This is a genomic window from Methanofervidicoccus abyssi, assembly GCF_004310395.1.
GTDB lineage: Archaea > AGJL01 > Methanococci > Methanococcales > Methanococcaceae > Methanofervidicoccus > Methanofervidicoccus abyssi.
Map to the genome: position 1 here is coordinate 112,014 of NZ_BFAX01000003.1, position 15,693 is coordinate 127,706.

16 protein-coding genes and 2 pseudogenes are annotated in these 15,693 nt (G+C 35.9%); 15 read left to right on the forward strand and 3 right to left on the reverse strand.

The window, feature by feature from the left end:
* Positions 1 to 103 precede the first annotated feature (103 nt).
* Positions 104 to 628 carry a 50S ribosomal protein L16 gene (rplJ, locus tag MHHB_RS03185; RefSeq protein WP_131007166.1) on the forward strand — a complete coding sequence of 175 codons (525 nt, stop codon included), beginning with the start codon at positions 104 to 106 and terminating at the stop codon, positions 626 to 628.
* A 641-nt stretch (positions 629 to 1,269) separates the two neighbouring features.
* Here the strand turns inward: rplJ and MHHB_RS03190 are convergent.
* Positions 1,270 to 1,494, reverse strand: coding sequence for a class III signal peptide-containing protein (locus MHHB_RS03190; protein WP_229701913.1), 225 nt, complete (start codon positions 1,492 to 1,494; stop codon positions 1,270 to 1,272).
* Between the two features lie 164 nt (positions 1,495 to 1,658).
* Positions 1,659 to 1,880 carry a class III signal peptide-containing protein gene (locus MHHB_RS03195; protein ID WP_131007168.1) on the reverse strand — a complete coding sequence of 74 codons (222 nt, stop codon included), beginning with the start codon at positions 1,878 to 1,880 and terminating at the stop codon, positions 1,659 to 1,661.
* A gap of 155 nt (positions 1,881 to 2,035) precedes the next feature.
* On the opposite strand from MHHB_RS03195, the gene MHHB_RS03200 reads away from it, so the two are divergent.
* From MHHB_RS03200 to MHHB_RS03225, 7 genes and pseudogenes are all read left to right on the forward strand, one after another.
* Positions 2,036 to 3,118 carry a radical SAM protein gene (locus tag MHHB_RS03200; protein WP_131007169.1) on the forward strand — a complete coding sequence of 361 codons (1,083 nt, stop codon included), beginning with the start codon at positions 2,036 to 2,038 and terminating at the stop codon, positions 3,116 to 3,118.
* Positions 3,119 to 3,602: 484 nt separating this feature from the next.
* Positions 3,603 to 4,025 (forward strand): hypothetical protein, encoded by a 423-nt coding sequence (locus MHHB_RS03205; protein WP_394342771.1) that lies wholly within the window; start codon positions 3,603 to 3,605, stop codon positions 4,023 to 4,025.
* Between the two features lie 67 nt (positions 4,026 to 4,092).
* On the forward strand, positions 4,093 to 4,365 hold the full coding sequence (locus MHHB_RS03210; protein ID WP_131007171.1) for a DUF4405 domain-containing protein: 273 nt from the start codon (positions 4,093 to 4,095) through the stop codon (positions 4,363 to 4,365).
* A 186-nt stretch (positions 4,366 to 4,551) separates the two neighbouring features.
* Positions 4,552 to 4,761 (forward strand): annotated as a pseudogene (locus tag MHHB_RS06650) (DUF4405 domain-containing protein); the annotation flags it as partial.
* Positions 4,762 to 4,794: 33 nt separating this feature from the next.
* Entirely contained in the window at positions 4,795 to 5,184 is a 390-nt protein-coding gene (locus MHHB_RS06535) for a hypothetical protein (RefSeq protein ID WP_229701915.1), read from the forward strand.
* A gap of 45 nt (positions 5,185 to 5,229) precedes the next feature.
* Positions 5,230 to 6,402: a cell wall-binding repeat-containing protein gene (locus MHHB_RS03220; RefSeq protein ID WP_131007173.1), complete on the forward strand. Its 1,173-nt coding sequence runs from the start codon at positions 5,230 to 5,232 to the stop codon at positions 6,400 to 6,402.
* 79 nt (positions 6,403 to 6,481) lie between these two features.
* Positions 6,482 to 6,649: pseudogene (locus tag MHHB_RS03225) on the forward strand (DUF166 family protein); the annotation flags it as partial.
* Positions 6,650 to 6,849: 200 nt separating this feature from the next.
* Here MHHB_RS03225 and MHHB_RS03230 read toward each other — a convergent pair.
* On the reverse strand, positions 6,850 to 8,373 hold the full coding sequence (locus MHHB_RS03230) for an alkaline phosphatase (protein WP_131007174.1): 1,524 nt from the start codon (positions 8,371 to 8,373) through the stop codon (positions 6,850 to 6,852).
* A 337-nt stretch (positions 8,374 to 8,710) separates the two neighbouring features.
* On the opposite strand from MHHB_RS03230, the gene rpoA2 reads away from it, so the two are divergent.
* The 7 genes from rpoA2 (at position 8,711) to tuf (ending at position 15,681) form a co-directional block, all read left to right on the forward strand.
* On the forward strand, positions 8,711 to 9,901 hold the full coding sequence (gene rpoA2 / locus MHHB_RS03235) for a DNA-directed RNA polymerase subunit A'' (protein WP_131007175.1): 1,191 nt from the start codon (positions 8,711 to 8,713) through the stop codon (positions 9,899 to 9,901).
* A gap of 146 nt (positions 9,902 to 10,047) precedes the next feature.
* Positions 10,048 to 10,347 carry a 50S ribosomal protein L30e gene (locus MHHB_RS03240; RefSeq protein ID WP_131007176.1) on the forward strand — a complete coding sequence of 100 codons (300 nt, stop codon included), beginning with the start codon at positions 10,048 to 10,050 and terminating at the stop codon, positions 10,345 to 10,347.
* A gap of 16 nt (positions 10,348 to 10,363) precedes the next feature.
* A complete protein-coding gene (locus tag MHHB_RS03245; protein WP_131007177.1) occupies positions 10,364 to 10,915 on the forward strand; it encodes a NusA-like transcription termination signal-binding factor in 552 nt (183 codons plus the stop codon).
* Between the two features lie 13 nt (positions 10,916 to 10,928).
* Positions 10,929 to 11,372 carry a 30S ribosomal protein S12 gene (locus MHHB_RS03250; RefSeq protein WP_131007178.1) on the forward strand — a complete coding sequence of 148 codons (444 nt, stop codon included), beginning with the start codon at positions 10,929 to 10,931 and terminating at the stop codon, positions 11,370 to 11,372.
* 21 nt (positions 11,373 to 11,393) lie between these two features.
* Positions 11,394 to 11,960: a 30S ribosomal protein S7 gene (locus tag MHHB_RS03255; protein WP_131007179.1), complete on the forward strand. Its 567-nt coding sequence runs from the start codon at positions 11,394 to 11,396 to the stop codon at positions 11,958 to 11,960.
* Positions 11,961 to 12,078: 118 nt separating this feature from the next.
* The gene (locus tag MHHB_RS03260) at positions 12,079 to 14,262 is read left to right on the forward strand and encodes an elongation factor EF-2 (protein WP_131007180.1); all 2,184 of its coding nucleotides are present in this window, start codon (positions 12,079 to 12,081) and stop codon (positions 14,260 to 14,262) included.
* Between the two features lie 132 nt (positions 14,263 to 14,394).
* The gene (gene tuf / locus MHHB_RS03265; RefSeq protein WP_131007181.1) at positions 14,395 to 15,681 is read left to right on the forward strand and encodes a translation elongation factor EF-1 subunit alpha; all 1,287 of its coding nucleotides are present in this window, start codon (positions 14,395 to 14,397) and stop codon (positions 15,679 to 15,681) included.
* The last annotated feature ends 12 nt before the right edge of the window (positions 15,682 to 15,693 follow it).

The following is a 15,693-nucleotide window of genomic DNA, read 5'->3' on the forward strand; positions in this document are numbered from 1 at the left end:
TCTAGATACTGATAGTTGTTAGATAATCCACTTCTCATAAACTTTATATAATAAAACATCTTAAAGAGATTAGACATTTTGTAATAATCGTTATGGTGATAGTATGGGGTTGAGACCAGGTAAATGTTATAGGGATGTAGATAAACCTGCATATACAAGAAAGGAGTATGTAAGAGGAGTACCTCAGCCTAAGATAGTCCATTTCGTAATGGGCAACCTAAGTGGAGAGTTTCCCGTAGAGGTGCATTTAGTATCTAAGAACGATGTACAGATAAGACACAATGCATTAGAGGCTGCGAGGGTTGTAGGGAACAAGTACATCCAGAGTAAATGTGGTAGAATGGGATACAGGATGTTGATTAGGGTGTATCCACATCAGATACTTAGGGAAAATAAGATGGCATCTGGAGCTGGGGCAGATAGGATCTCCGATGGGATGAGACTTGCATTTGGAAAACCTATTGGCACTGCAGCAAGAGTAAGGAAAGGACAAAAGATTATTACTATATACACCACTCCAGATAAGATAGATGATGCCAAGGAGGCTCTAAGAAGATGTGCTATGAAGATACCTGCTAAGTGTAGAATCGTTGTAGAGATGAAGGAAGATGTATCTTCTAAGAAGTAGATTTAAAATTCAGAAATAGACTTGTAGATATTTGCTGCCGGTGAAAGGGTTTTTTCCTTCATTACTATTTTAGAAACACTAAAAAAAGCCTAAATTAAGATTTTTATCTTTCTCATTTACTTTATTTTATCATTTCTTCCTTTATTTTTTATCTATATAAGGAAGTAGGAGATAGCATAGAAAACCATATAGATATTTGCCCTCTTTTAGAGATTATTTTTTCATTATCATAATACCTATGCTTTTATTTATTCTTCATTACATAATTGTACTATTCTTGAATATATAAGGCATTTTTTATCTATTTTTTAGTAAGGAAAGTTTTTTTCCTATCATCATCTTTGTTCTACAGGAGTGAAACTGTATATGTGTAGTAGTTGCGGGTTATCAGGAAATATAGTATATCCTAAATATTAGGACAAAGAATAATATCAAAATAAAAAACATAAAAGAGATACTGAACAAAATATTTATTCATTGAAATATTTAGGTTTAACAATATAAAACACAGTAATAAAAGGAAGCTAAAAATAGTTTTCAGAGATTTAAGAGATTTAGAAAACAATATCAAAATTGATAATAATAAATAATAAAGTTAATAATAAAGTTATATATAAAAATTAAAAAATTGATTGGTATCTTTATCCTCCTAAGATATTAGATATTCTCTCTGTATAATTTTCCGCTATATTACTTAAATTACCCGTTACAGCAGTAGCCCTATCTCCTGCATCCTCTGCAGCATTTTCAACATTTGATACATAGAGATACACAGCAATTGTAGCAACTGCAACAGCGGCTGCAATTAACATACCTATCTCTATGGATATTTGTGCTCTTTTGGATAGTAATTTTTTCAGTATCATAATCTATCGCCTCTCTATTTATTCTTCATTGGAATTATATTATCTCCATTATAGTATAAAAATATTACTCTTACTTATTATAGAATCCGCTATTAATATTAAAGATATACTTCTTATATAATAATAAAGTTATATATAAAATATTAAAAAATTGATTGGTATCTTTATTCTAAGAGATTAGATATTCTATTTACATAATTTTCCACTGTATTACTTAAAGTATTCGTTACAGTAGTAGTACTATTATTTATATTTTCCGCACTATTTTTAACACTTAATATGTAATAATACGCAGCAATTGCAGCAACTGCAACAGCGGCTGTGACTAATATACCTATCTCCATAGATATTTGTGCTCTTTTGGATAGTAATTTTTTCAGTATCATAATCTATTGCCTCTCTATTTATTCTCCTTTAGGACTATATTATCTCCATTATAGTATAAAGATATCACCCTTACTTATTATAGAATCCGCTATTAATATTAAAGATATACTTTAATTTATTATTATTAATAAGATAAAACAAAAAAGTGAAAGTGATGGTCTGGAATAAGGATAATATCTGGGAGAATAGTATCATTAGAAAGAGGTTAAGTTGGTATTATAAGGTAATGGACAATAAAACTCCTGCAAAGTTCATATTATGCAAAAAGATAGAGAGTGAAAATCCTACTAAGTTAGACATCGAAAACCTATGGGATCTTCACAGGAAACTTTCTAAAGATTTTGATAAAATATTAAAAGATATCAAAAGTGAGAGAATCCAGATAGAAGACATTCCCACTCCAAGATTCAACTTCTTAGATGTTAAAGTTGAGATAGCAAAAAATATATTTAAAAGTTGTCACTTCTGTGAGAGGAGGTGTAGGGTAGATAGAAAGAAGATAGAAGGGAATTGTAAAGTAGATGATACTTATGTCCACAGTTGGTTCCATCATTATGGAGAAGAATCTCCATTAATACCCAGTGGTACCATATTCTACGGAGGATGTAACTTCCACTGTATATTCTGTCAGAACTACGATATAAGTCAGGAGTTTCCTAAAGGTGGAGTTAAGGTAAATGGGAAGAAGTTGGCACTGATACAGAAGGAGTTGAGAGTAGAGGGGGCGAGGAATATAAACCACGTAGGGGGAGATCCTATCCCAAATACATACGCTATCCTCGAGAGTTTCAAGTACTTAGATGTAAATGTACCTCAACTTTGGAACAGTAATATGTACTGTAGTATAGAAACCATGTCCTTACTCAGGGAGGTAATAGATATCTGGTTACCAGACTTCAAATACGGCAACAACAGATGTGCCGAGAGATTAAGTTTAGTGGAAAATTACTGGGAGATAACTACTAGAAATATAAAGATAGCCTATAACTCAGGGGATATAATAATTAGACACCTTGTGCTTCCAAATCATATAGAGTGTTGTTCAAAACCTGTACTTAGATGGATAGCAAGGAATTGTCCAAAGGCCCTGGTGAATATAATGGGGCAGTATAGACCTGAGTACTTAGTCTCTAAGTATCCGGAAAAGTGGCCAGATATAGGAAGAACCCCAACCTTTGAGGAGATGGAACATGTATATAGATATGCCGAGAGATTAGAGATACTATATAGGTTTTGAATCATTAAAAAAATTCCTATTATAAAATAAGAAAAAAATAATTTAATTAAAAAATAATGATAAAAATAAATAACAAATCTAAACAGGATTTTAAAGGAAGGACTGGGAAAATAATATTCTAATCCCCCTGATCTTTATCTCAACTGGACATATATTTCTTTTTTCATATGTCATAAGGTTAAAAAATGATAAAAAGTGTCTTAAAAACAAAAAACTCTAATTTATCTCAAAATTATAAATAAATTTATATCCCCTCTTATTAATATCGGGGAAGAGGTAATTCTCCCTAACAGAAATGGAAATCTTATACTTCTGAATATTTTATGGTATTTAACGGTTTTTTATTTTTAAAACCTTCTCCGTTACATTTATATAATATTATAATTATAATGATTATTATACTATCATAAAGTACATATAGAGGTGGTCAGACATGAGAAAAGGGTTACTGAGTATTGGATTGTTAGCCTTGGTGGTTAGTTTGGTGATTGGAACAGTTGCAGCATATCATGTAGTGTCTGAAAATTCAGTACAAACAACAGACAGCTGTGTATGTGGATGTGGATGTTATACCCATGCAAGATACATGTATGGTCAAAATGGTAACCACGAAAGGGGAACTCCTCAGTTCATGGGACTTGGAGTTAAGGGGCACTACCTGGGAGAAGTAGAGATTGATAAGGAACAGGTGGAAGAGTACTTAAGCAACGTTACTATTGAGAAGTTTGTAACTCCAAGAGGTGTCACAGTACAGAAATTAATACTTGATGGGCAATGTATCGGGAAGATAGTTGGTGACTACGACTTCAGTTCACTTGATGTGTATAAAGCATATAATACACAAAATGGAATAAAAGTCTTCCTGAGCTATAATGGAAGCATTGTAGGATTCCTCCTTATGAAGTAACTTCTTATGATGTAACCTATTCTTTTTTTATTTTTGATTGGCCTAAGAAGGACTGCAAGTGATGAAAATGAAGGTACCAGCTTGGGTAAAGGGGGTTATAGATTTACTCTTGATAGTAGTGTTTATAATAGTGGGACTTTCAGGGATAGCGCTTTATTTAGCACCATCAGGGAAAATCGCAAAAATGATTGGATGGACATTCCTTGGGCTGTCCAGAGATACATGGATAAACCTGCACGTTTATTTCGGACTGATTATGATTGGTCTTGTAGTAGTTCACATCGTCTTAGGCTTTAACAGAATGGTTGCAATGCTAAAGTCAGCATTCAAAAATAGTTAATAAGGGTCCTTCCTTATGAATTGACTTTTTTCTTTCTTTTATTTTGAGGGTAGTTGATATGGAATTAATGAAAAAGCTTGAAGTTTTTGCTCTTATCATTAATTGTTGAAAAAAATGATTGTATCCTACTGTGTCTAACGACTCAAAAAAAGAAGTAATCCACAAATAAAGGTTGTAGTGATGAAAATGAAGGTACCAGCTTGGGTAAAGGGGGTTATAGATTTACTCTTGATAGTAGTGTTTATAATAGTGGGACTTTCAGGGATAGCGCTTTATTTAGCACCATCAGGGAAAATCGCAAAAATGATTGGATGGACATTCCTTGGGCTGTCCAGAGATACATGGATAAACCTGCACGTTTATTTCGGACTGATTATGATTGGTCTTGTAGTAGTTCACATCGTCTTAGGCTTTAACAGAATGGTTGCAATGCTAAAGTCAGCATTCAAAAGGGAGAAAGCTAAAGTAATAGGGGGACTGGCTGTAATGACTTTGGTTCTAATTGGAGGCTACTTTGCCTTTGAGAAAATAACTGGGAAAGAAGGAACTATAATAAAAACAACATCTGGGAAATATATAACAACAGATAGTACAACAATTGAGATAACTGGTGCTATGTTGAAGAGTTTTACACTTGAACAGCTCGCTGAAGCATACAATGTCGATGTTCAAAAGCTTGTCGAAATCTTAAAGACAGACTATGGTATCGAGGCTAAACCTAATGAACTACTGGAGACTATAGAAATCAATAATGGGTTTAATAGAAGACAGTTTAAGGAAGTATTATCTGAAGCAGTACAAAAAGCTAAGGGTGATTAAAATCCCAATCTTTAATTTGCTTAAAAATAGTAGAGGTGATGGAATATGATGTGGAAAAAGATATTGCCAATAATATTTGGTTTAATGATGCTGGCAGTCCCAGTAACCTTCAAGCCAGTCAGTGCGGCAGATACTACAGTAGTAATTCTGGTGAGCGACAATGAAGCTGATTGTGCACTGGCAAACTATCTTGCAAACTTAACAGCCAATGTAGTGGTAGTTAAGACACCATGGGGAATTTATGATCCAAATATAACTGCAAAAATAATCAGTTATGCTCCCGCTGAAGTAATTATCATTGGTGGACCAGTTGCAGTTCCAGATGAATACGTTGAAGACCTGCAAAACCTGGGCATCACAGTCGAGAGATGGTGGGGGGAAAACAGGTATGAAACAGACTTAGCAGTAATCAAGAACGCTACAGAGAAGTTCCAGCTCCAGTTGCAAAACAGAGTTATCCTTGTGGCAGGTACAGACTTAGCAGGAATTGAAAAAGCATTACAGCTTGCAATTCAGAAGAGAGCAATGATAATCTTAGTAAACCAGACTACAAATATTACAAAAATAATGGATAGGTTAAGAATAAGAACAGAGAATTTTACAATAGTGGAAACACCGGTTATGAACCAAACAATGCTCATGATACAGAAACAACTTAAGGAACACCTCAAAGAATGTAACTGTACAAAAGTTCAAGTTAATATGACCGCTGAGAGAGCTCTTGAAGCAATACAAATGGCCGAGGAAAAGATAAACGCAGCAAAAGAACTAGCTGAAAATGCAACAAATCCAGCCATTGATAACATACTTACAACTGCGGAGAAGCAGCTTGAAGATGCAAAAGATGCGTATAATACTGGAAAATATGGCCTGGCTTATGGCCTTGCACTGGCTGCAAAGTCGAAGGCAGAAGTCGTCGTTAGGCTTGCTGGAGAAGACATTAGAAAGATGATAATGAACAACACAAAGATGAGACTGGAAAGAGAGCTTGTAAGAGTTGAAGCGCAGATTAGAGTTATGGAGAGGTTAGGTGTCAACATGACAACAGCACTGCAGTTAATGGAGCAGATAAAGACAGCAATAAGGAATGGTGATTATGACACTGCCCAGGAGCTTATGGTTAAGTTAAAGGAAGAGATCAGGACATCTTACATGGGTAGTAGAGATATAATCAAAGAGAAATCCCATATACCAGTTAGAGGTAGAGGAAAGCCATAAATACTTTTCTCAATCTCTCCTTACTTTGTTTTTAACTGTCGTTTTAATTGTATTGAGGATGTTAATGTTATCACCTTTGATAAGTGAATTAGAGGAAGAGATTGCCAATGCTCACCATAATTACCCATGCTTAGGAAGTATGGAGTATAATAAGGAGTTGGAGGATACCATACTCCATGAGGCAGGATATATAGCATTGGAGACCTTAAAAAAAGCCCTTTTACCCTATAAATGTAAAAATAAATAAGGTCTTTTTTAAAGGATGATATTCCCTCTCAAAAGGATAGAAAGAAGATCTTAGAGGAGGTATTTAACAATAAAAAATTTAATATGTACTCCTCAAATACATAAATACTTAAAAATGCTTACTTAAAAATGCTTTAAAAAAATAAAAAAAGTATTATATTTTATAATTTAAAAAAAGAATTAATAATTATTTAGTTTATTTTAAGACTCTGCCATCTCCATTATTAGGGCTACATCCTTATAATCTATTATTCCGTTGTTATCCATATCAAGCCTTTTTTCATCGTCATTTGTTGCTATTTTACCAACATACTGGTTTAATGTTATGTAAGCATCATCTAAGTCGATCCTATAGTTTCCATTGGCATCTCCCTTTATAACGCCAACTCCATTTGTAATTATCATTCTATCTCCGCCAAATAACATTAAATCGGCAATTTCTTTACTTGTATCTACATGGTGCCTAAATCCTCTAAAGTGCTCTGCTCCAGGACCGTATGCCATGATAGGAACTGGAACTCCAGTATGTTTGTGGGATACAAATCTTACTCCTACCTTTTCACTGATAATCTCTCCTATGGCATTTCCAAGGGCATATTTATTATCAGATTTCATGGCATCTTCAATTTTCTTGACTTCCTCATCTGTTAAGTCCAATCCAGTGTATTTTTTAATAACTTCCTTTGGATCCCCTCCATTCTCTATTTCTTTTGCCATTGTTTCAGTGGAGGCCTTGATATTGAGTATTTCCTTCTCATCTATTGGATCTCCATAATCTATTCCAACCCCTAATCCTCCAGTTTCATGATCTGCAAGGACTATTACTAAGGTATTTTTATTTTTTCTTGCGTAATCGAGACAGTAGCCTACAACTTCATCAAATTCCTTAGTTTCTGCTACAACAGAGGCAATATCATTGCCATGGGCTGCATGATCTATTCTTCCCCCCTCTACCATTAAGAAGAAACCCTTATCTGAATCCTTTTCCAATAACTCTATGGCCTTCTTTGTCATCTCCAATAATCCCACAGTTTTATTATCTCTATCCAATACATAGGGTATGTGGCTATCGGCAAATAATCCTAAAACATACTTTCCATTGGCACTTTCCAACCCTTCTCTAGTATATACTACTTCATATCCATTTTTCTTGGCTAATTTTAATATATCATCACTAAATTTTTCCTTACCTCCCCCAAATAATACATTGACCTTTTCCTCTATTAATTGACGTGCTATTTCTTCTTCCATACTTCTTTTTTCTACGTGGGATGCAAACACTGCTGGGGTAGCATGGGTTATCCTTGTAGTGGTTACCAATCCAGTTGCTTTACCACTGCATTTAGCCAATTCTAAAAGGGAAGTCACATTTACTAATTTATCATTAACTTTTACAGTAGATATCATTCCATTGTAGGTTTTAAATCCTGTAGCTATGGCAGTTCCTGCCGCTGCAGAATCTGTTACTGGACCACTTAATGAATCTGTAAGTTCATATCCCGTATAGGGCATATCCTCCATATTTAAATGTCCATAACATATCTTTGTTATCTCAATGTGAGCAAGTCCCATACCATCTCCGATCAATATAATTACATTCTTTACTCCACCATTGGATTTAATAGTTATATCTTCCATGGCATAGTTTTTTGCCACACTTGCCTGGAATGCAATTAGGATAAATATTGTAAATAATACACCTAATATACCTATTTTTTTATTCAATTTATCACCCTATTGTGGTTAGATTATGTATCTACATGGTTATTGTGTTCATATACTAGTATATAAATTTTTTCATTTTTGAAATATAATTCATAAAGTAGGAACAATAATATAGAAAAAATAAGTGTTATTATAAAAATTAAAAATATAAAGGAATAAAAATAGTATTATTTTTTTATAAAAAATATTTTATAAGATTTTTATAGTTCTAATAAAATTATAACAGAAAATATTATATATCAAAATATTATGAAGTAAAGGCAACTACTAATAACTATTTTAAAGATTTAAAGAATGCTTTAAATAACATTTTCTTTAAAATATATGGTGAAAGAGGATGGATTTAGAAAAAAAACTGGAGAAAACTATACTACCTCTTTCAATAAGGAAAGAGTTGATAGATAAAATAACGAAGGAGAACATTACAGATGAGAAAATTATAGATGAGATAATATCTGAAACTGTGGAAGCGTACAAAAAAACACTTGTGGAACCTACTGAAGCTGTAGGTATTGTTGCAGCTCAATCTATTGGAGAACCCAGTACTCAGATGACTATGAGAACTTTCCACTACGCAGGGGTTGCAGAACTTAACGTTACCTTAGGTCTTCCAAGAATGATAGAGATCGTGGATGCTAGAAGAGAACCCTCAACCCCTACTATGACGATATATTTAACTGAAGAGTACAGATACGATAGGAAAAAGGCTGAAGAGGTTGCCAGGAATATCGAGAGTATAACACTTGAAGACATTGTAGATGATATAAATATCGACTTAGTTAACAACTGTATAAACGTAATCTTAAACAGAGAGAAAATGACTAAAAGGGATATTGTAGTGGAGGATGTGGTTAACGCTATTAAAAGAAAAATGAAATTAAAAATAGAAGTAGATGGGAATATACTCCGGTTAATAATTAAGTCCCCTTTCTTAAAATCCTTGAGCAAAAGAATTCCCAAGGTCAAGTCTATACATCTCAAGGGAGTACCAAATATCTCAAGAATAATTATAAGGAAGGATGAAACTACAGGGGAATACGTCCTGTACAGTGAAGGTTCTAACCTAAGAGAGGTATTTAAAGTGGAAGGTGTGGATACAACAAGGACTATTACAAACAACATAATAGAGATACAGGAAGTACTAGGCATAGAGGCTGCAAGGAACGCTATTATTAACGAGATGAGTGATACCTTAAGTCAGCAGGGGCTTACAGTGGATATTAGACATCTTATGTTAGTTGCCGATATTATGACAGTGGATGGTGTAGTAAAACCTATAGGAAGACATGGAGTCAGTGGAGAGAAGGCTTCAGTTCTTGCAAGGGCGGCATTCGAAGAGACAGTAAAGCACCTATACACTGCAGCCCAGCGAGGATATGTGGATAAGTTGAATGGTGTTATAGAGAACATTATCGTTGGAAAACCTGTGTCCGTTGGGACTGGATGTGTGGATGTTTATATAGATAGAGATTACGAAGAAGGTAAGATGAAAGTTAATGAGGAAGAGGAAGGGAAGGAAAAAGTATAAATATTTAAATGAGTAACTGGAAATATAGTTACTTTTCTTACATAATTTATAATAATTATAATAATAATATATTGTTTCTTCCTGTTTTTACTCTTTCTTAAACTACTTTTTTATACCATCAATTAAGATGAAAGGAGGTAATAACAATGGACATCAACAAGGCTATAAGAACTGCTGTAGATACTGGAGATGTAGTACTAGGTTCAAGGGAGAGTATAAGATCTATAAAACATGGAGAAGGTAAGTTGATAATTATAGCAGAAAACTGTAAAAAGGATATTATGGAGGATGTGAAATACTACGCTAAATTGTCCAATATTCCCGTTTATATTCACGATGTAACATCCCTGGAGTTGGGGGCTATCTGTGGAAAACCTTTCCCTGTCTCTGTGATGGTGATATTAGATCCTGGAAACTCAGATATCCTGAATATAGTCAAAAGTTAAAGATAGGTGATACTTAATGAAAGTTAGACTGACGAGAGAAGACATAATGAAGATCAACTTCTTTGAAAAATTAACTGGAGCGGAGGTAATTGACTGTGTATCTGATGATGAGAGGATCGTCTTTGTTGTCAAAGAAGGTAACATGGGCGCAGCAATTGGAAGAGGAGGAGAGAATGTCAAAACTGCCATGGAAAAGTTTAACAAGAAGATAGATATTGTAGAATATTCTAAGGATTTAAAGAAGTTTGTTAGAAACATATTTGAACCTCTTAAGTTAGAGGATGTATGGATAAAAAAACAGAATGGTAAAGTAGTGGTATATGTCAGGGTAGATCCAAAACTTAAAAGAGCTATCATTGGAGAAAGGGGAAAAAATATAAATAGAGCAATAACTATAATGAGTAGACTTTCTGATGCAAAGAATATAAAGGTAATTTCAGGATTTAGAAGACCAAGATTGGCATATAGGAGGTTTAGAAGGGGGAGATTTACGAAGAGAGTGGTGAAAAGGCCTAAAATAAAGGAAGAAACACCTAATAAAACCAACCAAGAGGAGAATCAACAATAAATGAGGTGATAGGATGCCAGGAAGTAAATCTCCAAGGGGAGAATTTGCAGGAAGAAAGTTAGTATTAAAGAGGAAGAAGTGTAGATGGCACGACTACAAGTATGTAAGAAGAGTTTTAAAGTTGAAGGAGAAGTATGACCCCCTCGAAGGGGCTCCTATGGCAAGAGGTATTGTGATTGAAAAGGTAGGACTGGAGGCAAAACAGCCAAACTCTGCTATTAGAAAGTGTGTTAAAGTGCAGTTGATCAAGAACGGTAGGGTAGTTACAGCCTTTGCCCCAGGAAATCATGCTATTAACTTCATAGATGAACATGACGAGGTAATTATCGAAGGTATTGGAGGTCCAAAGGGACAGGCTAAGGGAGATATTCCAGGAGTTAGGTATAAAGTTGTTATGGTAGGTAAGAACTCCCTGAAGGAACTTGTTAGAGGAAGACAGGAGAAGGTTAAGAGATAATAAAATTAGAGGGGTGAAAGTGTGGAGATCAAGCTATTCAACAGATGGGACACTACCGAAGTTGTTGTTAGAGATCCGAGTTTGAGGAGTTATATAAATATAAGACCCATAATTGTACCTCATACTGCAGGGAGAAACACGAAGAAGATGTTTGACAAAGTTAAGATGAATATTGTAGAGAGACTTGCCAACAACCTTATGAGAAGGGAGCAGAATACAGGTAAGAAACATAAGGCTTTAAAGACAGTTGAAGAGGCTTTTGAGATCATAGAGAAGAGGACAAAGAAGAATCCTGTCCAGGTACTAGTTGAGGCTCTGGAGAATGCAGGACCTAGGGAAGAGACAACTAGAATATCTTATGGAGGTATTACCTTCCTACAGTCAGTGGATGTTTCACCTTCTAGAAGGTTAGATATAGCACTGAGGAATATTGCCCTAGGGGCACAGTATGCTGCACGTAGAAACAAGAAATCCTTTGCAGAGTGCCTTGCCGATGAGATAATATACGCTGCAAAGGGAGATATACAGAGAAGTTATGCGGTAAGAAAGAAGGAAGAGAAAGAGAGAGTAGCAGAATCTGCGAGATAACCTAATTACATATTTATATCCAGAATGTATATCATAAAATATGACATTTTAATCATAAAAAGTTATTAATAATGGGTATTATAATAAAGATTATCATTAAAATCTAAAGGAGGAGATTATGGGAAGAAGGGCAAAGATGGTTGAAAAGATTAAAAAACTAATGGAGATACATGACAGGATCAGGAATATAGGTATCTGTGCTCATATAGATCATGGTAAAACAACTCTATCTGACAACTTACTTGCTGGGGCAGGAATGATCTCCAAGGAACTTGCTGGGGAGCAGCTGGCACTGGACTTTGACGAGGAAGAGGCTGCAAGAGGTATTACTATCTATGCAGCAAACGTCTCCATGGTCCACGAATACGAGGGTAAGGAGTACCTTATTAACTTAATAGACACTCCAGGGCACGTAGACTTTGGAGGGGACGTTACAAGGGCAATGAGGGCTATAGACGGTACCATCGTCGTTGTATGTGCTGTAGAAGGGGTAATGCCTCAGACAGAGACTGTATTAAGACAGGCACTCAAGGAGAAGGTTAAACCTGTCCTATTTATAAACAAAGTAGATAGACTTATAAACGAGTTGAAACTGACACCTGAAGAATTGATGAATAGATTTACAAAGATTATTAATGACGTCAACAAGTTGATACTTAAGATGGCTCCTGAGGAGTTCAGGGATAAATGGATAGTGAATGTAACTGATGGTAGTGTGGCATTTGGTTCTGCCTACTACAACTGGGCAATATCTGTACCCTTTATGAAGAAAAAAGGAGTGTCCTTCAAAGATATTATTAAATACTGTGAAGAAGATAGACAGAGAGAACTTGCTGAGAAGGCTCCACTCCACGAGGTAATTCTAGACATGGTAATTAAACATCTACCAGATCCACCAACTGCTCAGAAGTATAGAATTCCAAATATCTGGAAGGGAGATCTTAACTCAGAGATAGGTAAGGCTATGGTAAACTGTGATCCTGACGGTCCTTTAGCAGGCATTGTAACAAAGATTATAATGGATAAACATGCCGGTGCAGTGGCTGCCTGTAGGCTCTTCAGTGGTAGGGTAAAGCAAGGGGATGAGTTATATTTAGTTGGTATAAAACAGAAGGCAAGGGCTCAGCAGGTTGCTATATTCATGGGTGCAGAGAGGATACAGGTCCAAAGTGTTTCAGCTGGGAACATCTGTGCAATATCTGGGTTGAAGGAGGCAAGTGCAGGAGAAACTATCTGTAAGCCCGATTGTATAATAGATCCACCATTCGAGTCTATAACCCACGTAAGTGAACCTGTTATTACAGTGGCAATAGAGGCAAAGAACACCAAAGATCTTCCAAAGTTAATCGAGGTTCTTAGACAGATAGCAAGGGAAGATAACACTGTAAGAGTGGAGATTAACGAAGAGACAGGGGAACATCTAATCAGTGGTATGGGAGAACTTCATATAGAAGTTATTACAAAGACTAAGATAGGTAGGGATGCAGGTATCGAAGTAGAGGTTGGAGAACCTATAGTAGTATACAGGGAAACTGTAACTGGTAAATCTCCAGTAATAGAGAGTAAGTCTCCTAACAAACATAACAAACTGTACTTCGTAGTAGAACCTTTGGATGAAGGAGTACTTCAGGCCTACAAGGAAGGTAAGATAAAGGATGAGGACTTCAAGAAGAGGACAACACCAGAGGTAGAGAAGGTGCTAGTAGAGGCGGGAATGGACAAGGAAGAAGCTAAGAGGGTAATGTCCATATACGGAGGAAACATGTTCATCAACATGACTAGAGGTATTATCCAGTTGGATGAGGCTAGGGAGTTGTTAATTGAAGGTTTCAAAGAGGCTATGAAAAGTGGTCCTTTAGCTGCCGAGAAGTGTCTTGGAGTGAAGGTTAAACTTGTAGATGCAGTATTCCACGAAGATGCTATTCACAGGGGACCATCCCAGTTAATACCTGCTGTAAGATGGGGTATAAGAGAGGCAATGATGCAGGCAAAACCAGTGCTCTTAGAGCCTATCCAGAAGGTATTCATCAACACACCACAGGACTACATGGGGGATGCAATGAGGGAGATAAGCAACAGAAGAGGGCAGATATTAGATATAGAACAGGAAGGAGATATGACAATTATAAAGGCAAAGGTACCAGTTGCAGAGATGTTTGGATTTGCCAGTGCAATTAGGGGTGCTACTCAGGGTAGGTGTCTCTGGAGTATAGAGTTTGCAGGTTTTGAGAAAGTACCTAACGAATTACAGGATAAAGTTATAAGAGAGATAAGAGAGAGAAAGGGGTTAAAGGTAGAGTAACACATTACCACAAAATATATATATCCCTTTATAATAATAAGTATAGCAATCTTTTTCAAATATATAATAAAATATCTTTTAATTTTTTATTATTAAACAATTGAAAACAAAAAAATAGAACGAGGTAGGAGTATGGCAAAGAAGAAGCCAGTACTAAATGTAGCATTTATAGGACACGTAGATGCAGGTAAATCCACAACAGTAGGTAGGTTACTCCTAGACAGTGGTGCTATAGATCCACAGGAATTGGAGAAGTTAAGAAGAGAAGCTGAAGAAAAGGGTAAGGCAGGATTCGAGTTTGCATATATTATGGACAAGTTGAAAGAGGAGAGAGAAAGAGGAGTAACCATAGACGTTGCCCACAAGAAGTTTGAAAGTAAGAAGTACGAGGTAACAATCGTAGACTGTCCTGGACACAGAGACTTTATTAAAAACATGATTACAGGAGCATCCCAGGCAGATGCTGCAATATTAGTAGTTGATGTAAATGACGCTAAAACGGGAATTCAACCACAGACAAGGGAACACATGTTCCTAATTAGAACTCTTGGAGTAAACCAGTTAGCAGTAGCAATAAACAAGATGGATACCGTCAACTACAGTGAAGAAGAGTATAAAAAGATGAAGGAGATGCTCTCCAACCAGTTGTTGAAGATATTAGGTTACAACCCTGACAACATCCACTTCGTACCTACCGCAGCATATCATGGAGACAACGTTGTTAAGAAGTCAGAAAAGATGCCATGGTATAACGGACCTACATTAGTAGAAGTTATAGACACATTCAACCCACCAGAGAAACCAGTAGACAAACCACTGAGACTCCCAATCCAAGATGTATACTCCATTACAGGAGTAGGTACAGTTCCAGTTGGAAGGGTAGAAACAGGAGTCATGAGACCAGGAGATAAGATAGTATTTGAGCCCGCTGGAGTTACAGGAGAAGTTAAATCAATAGAGATGCACCACGAACCAATACAACAGGCAGAACCTGGAGACAACATAGGGTTCAACGTAAGGGGTGTTAGTAAGAAGGATATTAAGAGAGGAGATGTAGTAGGACATCCAGACAATCCACCAACAGTGGCTTCAGAGTTCACAGCACAGATCGTAGTCCTACAACACCCAACTGTAATTACAGCAGGATACACACCTGTATTCCATGCACATACTGCTCAAGTAGCATGTACCTTTGCAGAACTTCTTAAGAAGTTAAATCCTGCTACTGGTGAAGTTGTAGAGGAAAATCCAGACTATCTAAAAACAGGAGATGCTGCAATAGTTAAAATAGTGCCTACAAAACCAATGGTAATTGAGAATGTAAGAGAAATTCCACAACTTGGTAGGTTTGCAATAAGGGATATGGGAATGACTGTTGCGGCAGGTATGTGTATAGATGTCAAACCAAAGAACAAGTAATATCTTTCTTAT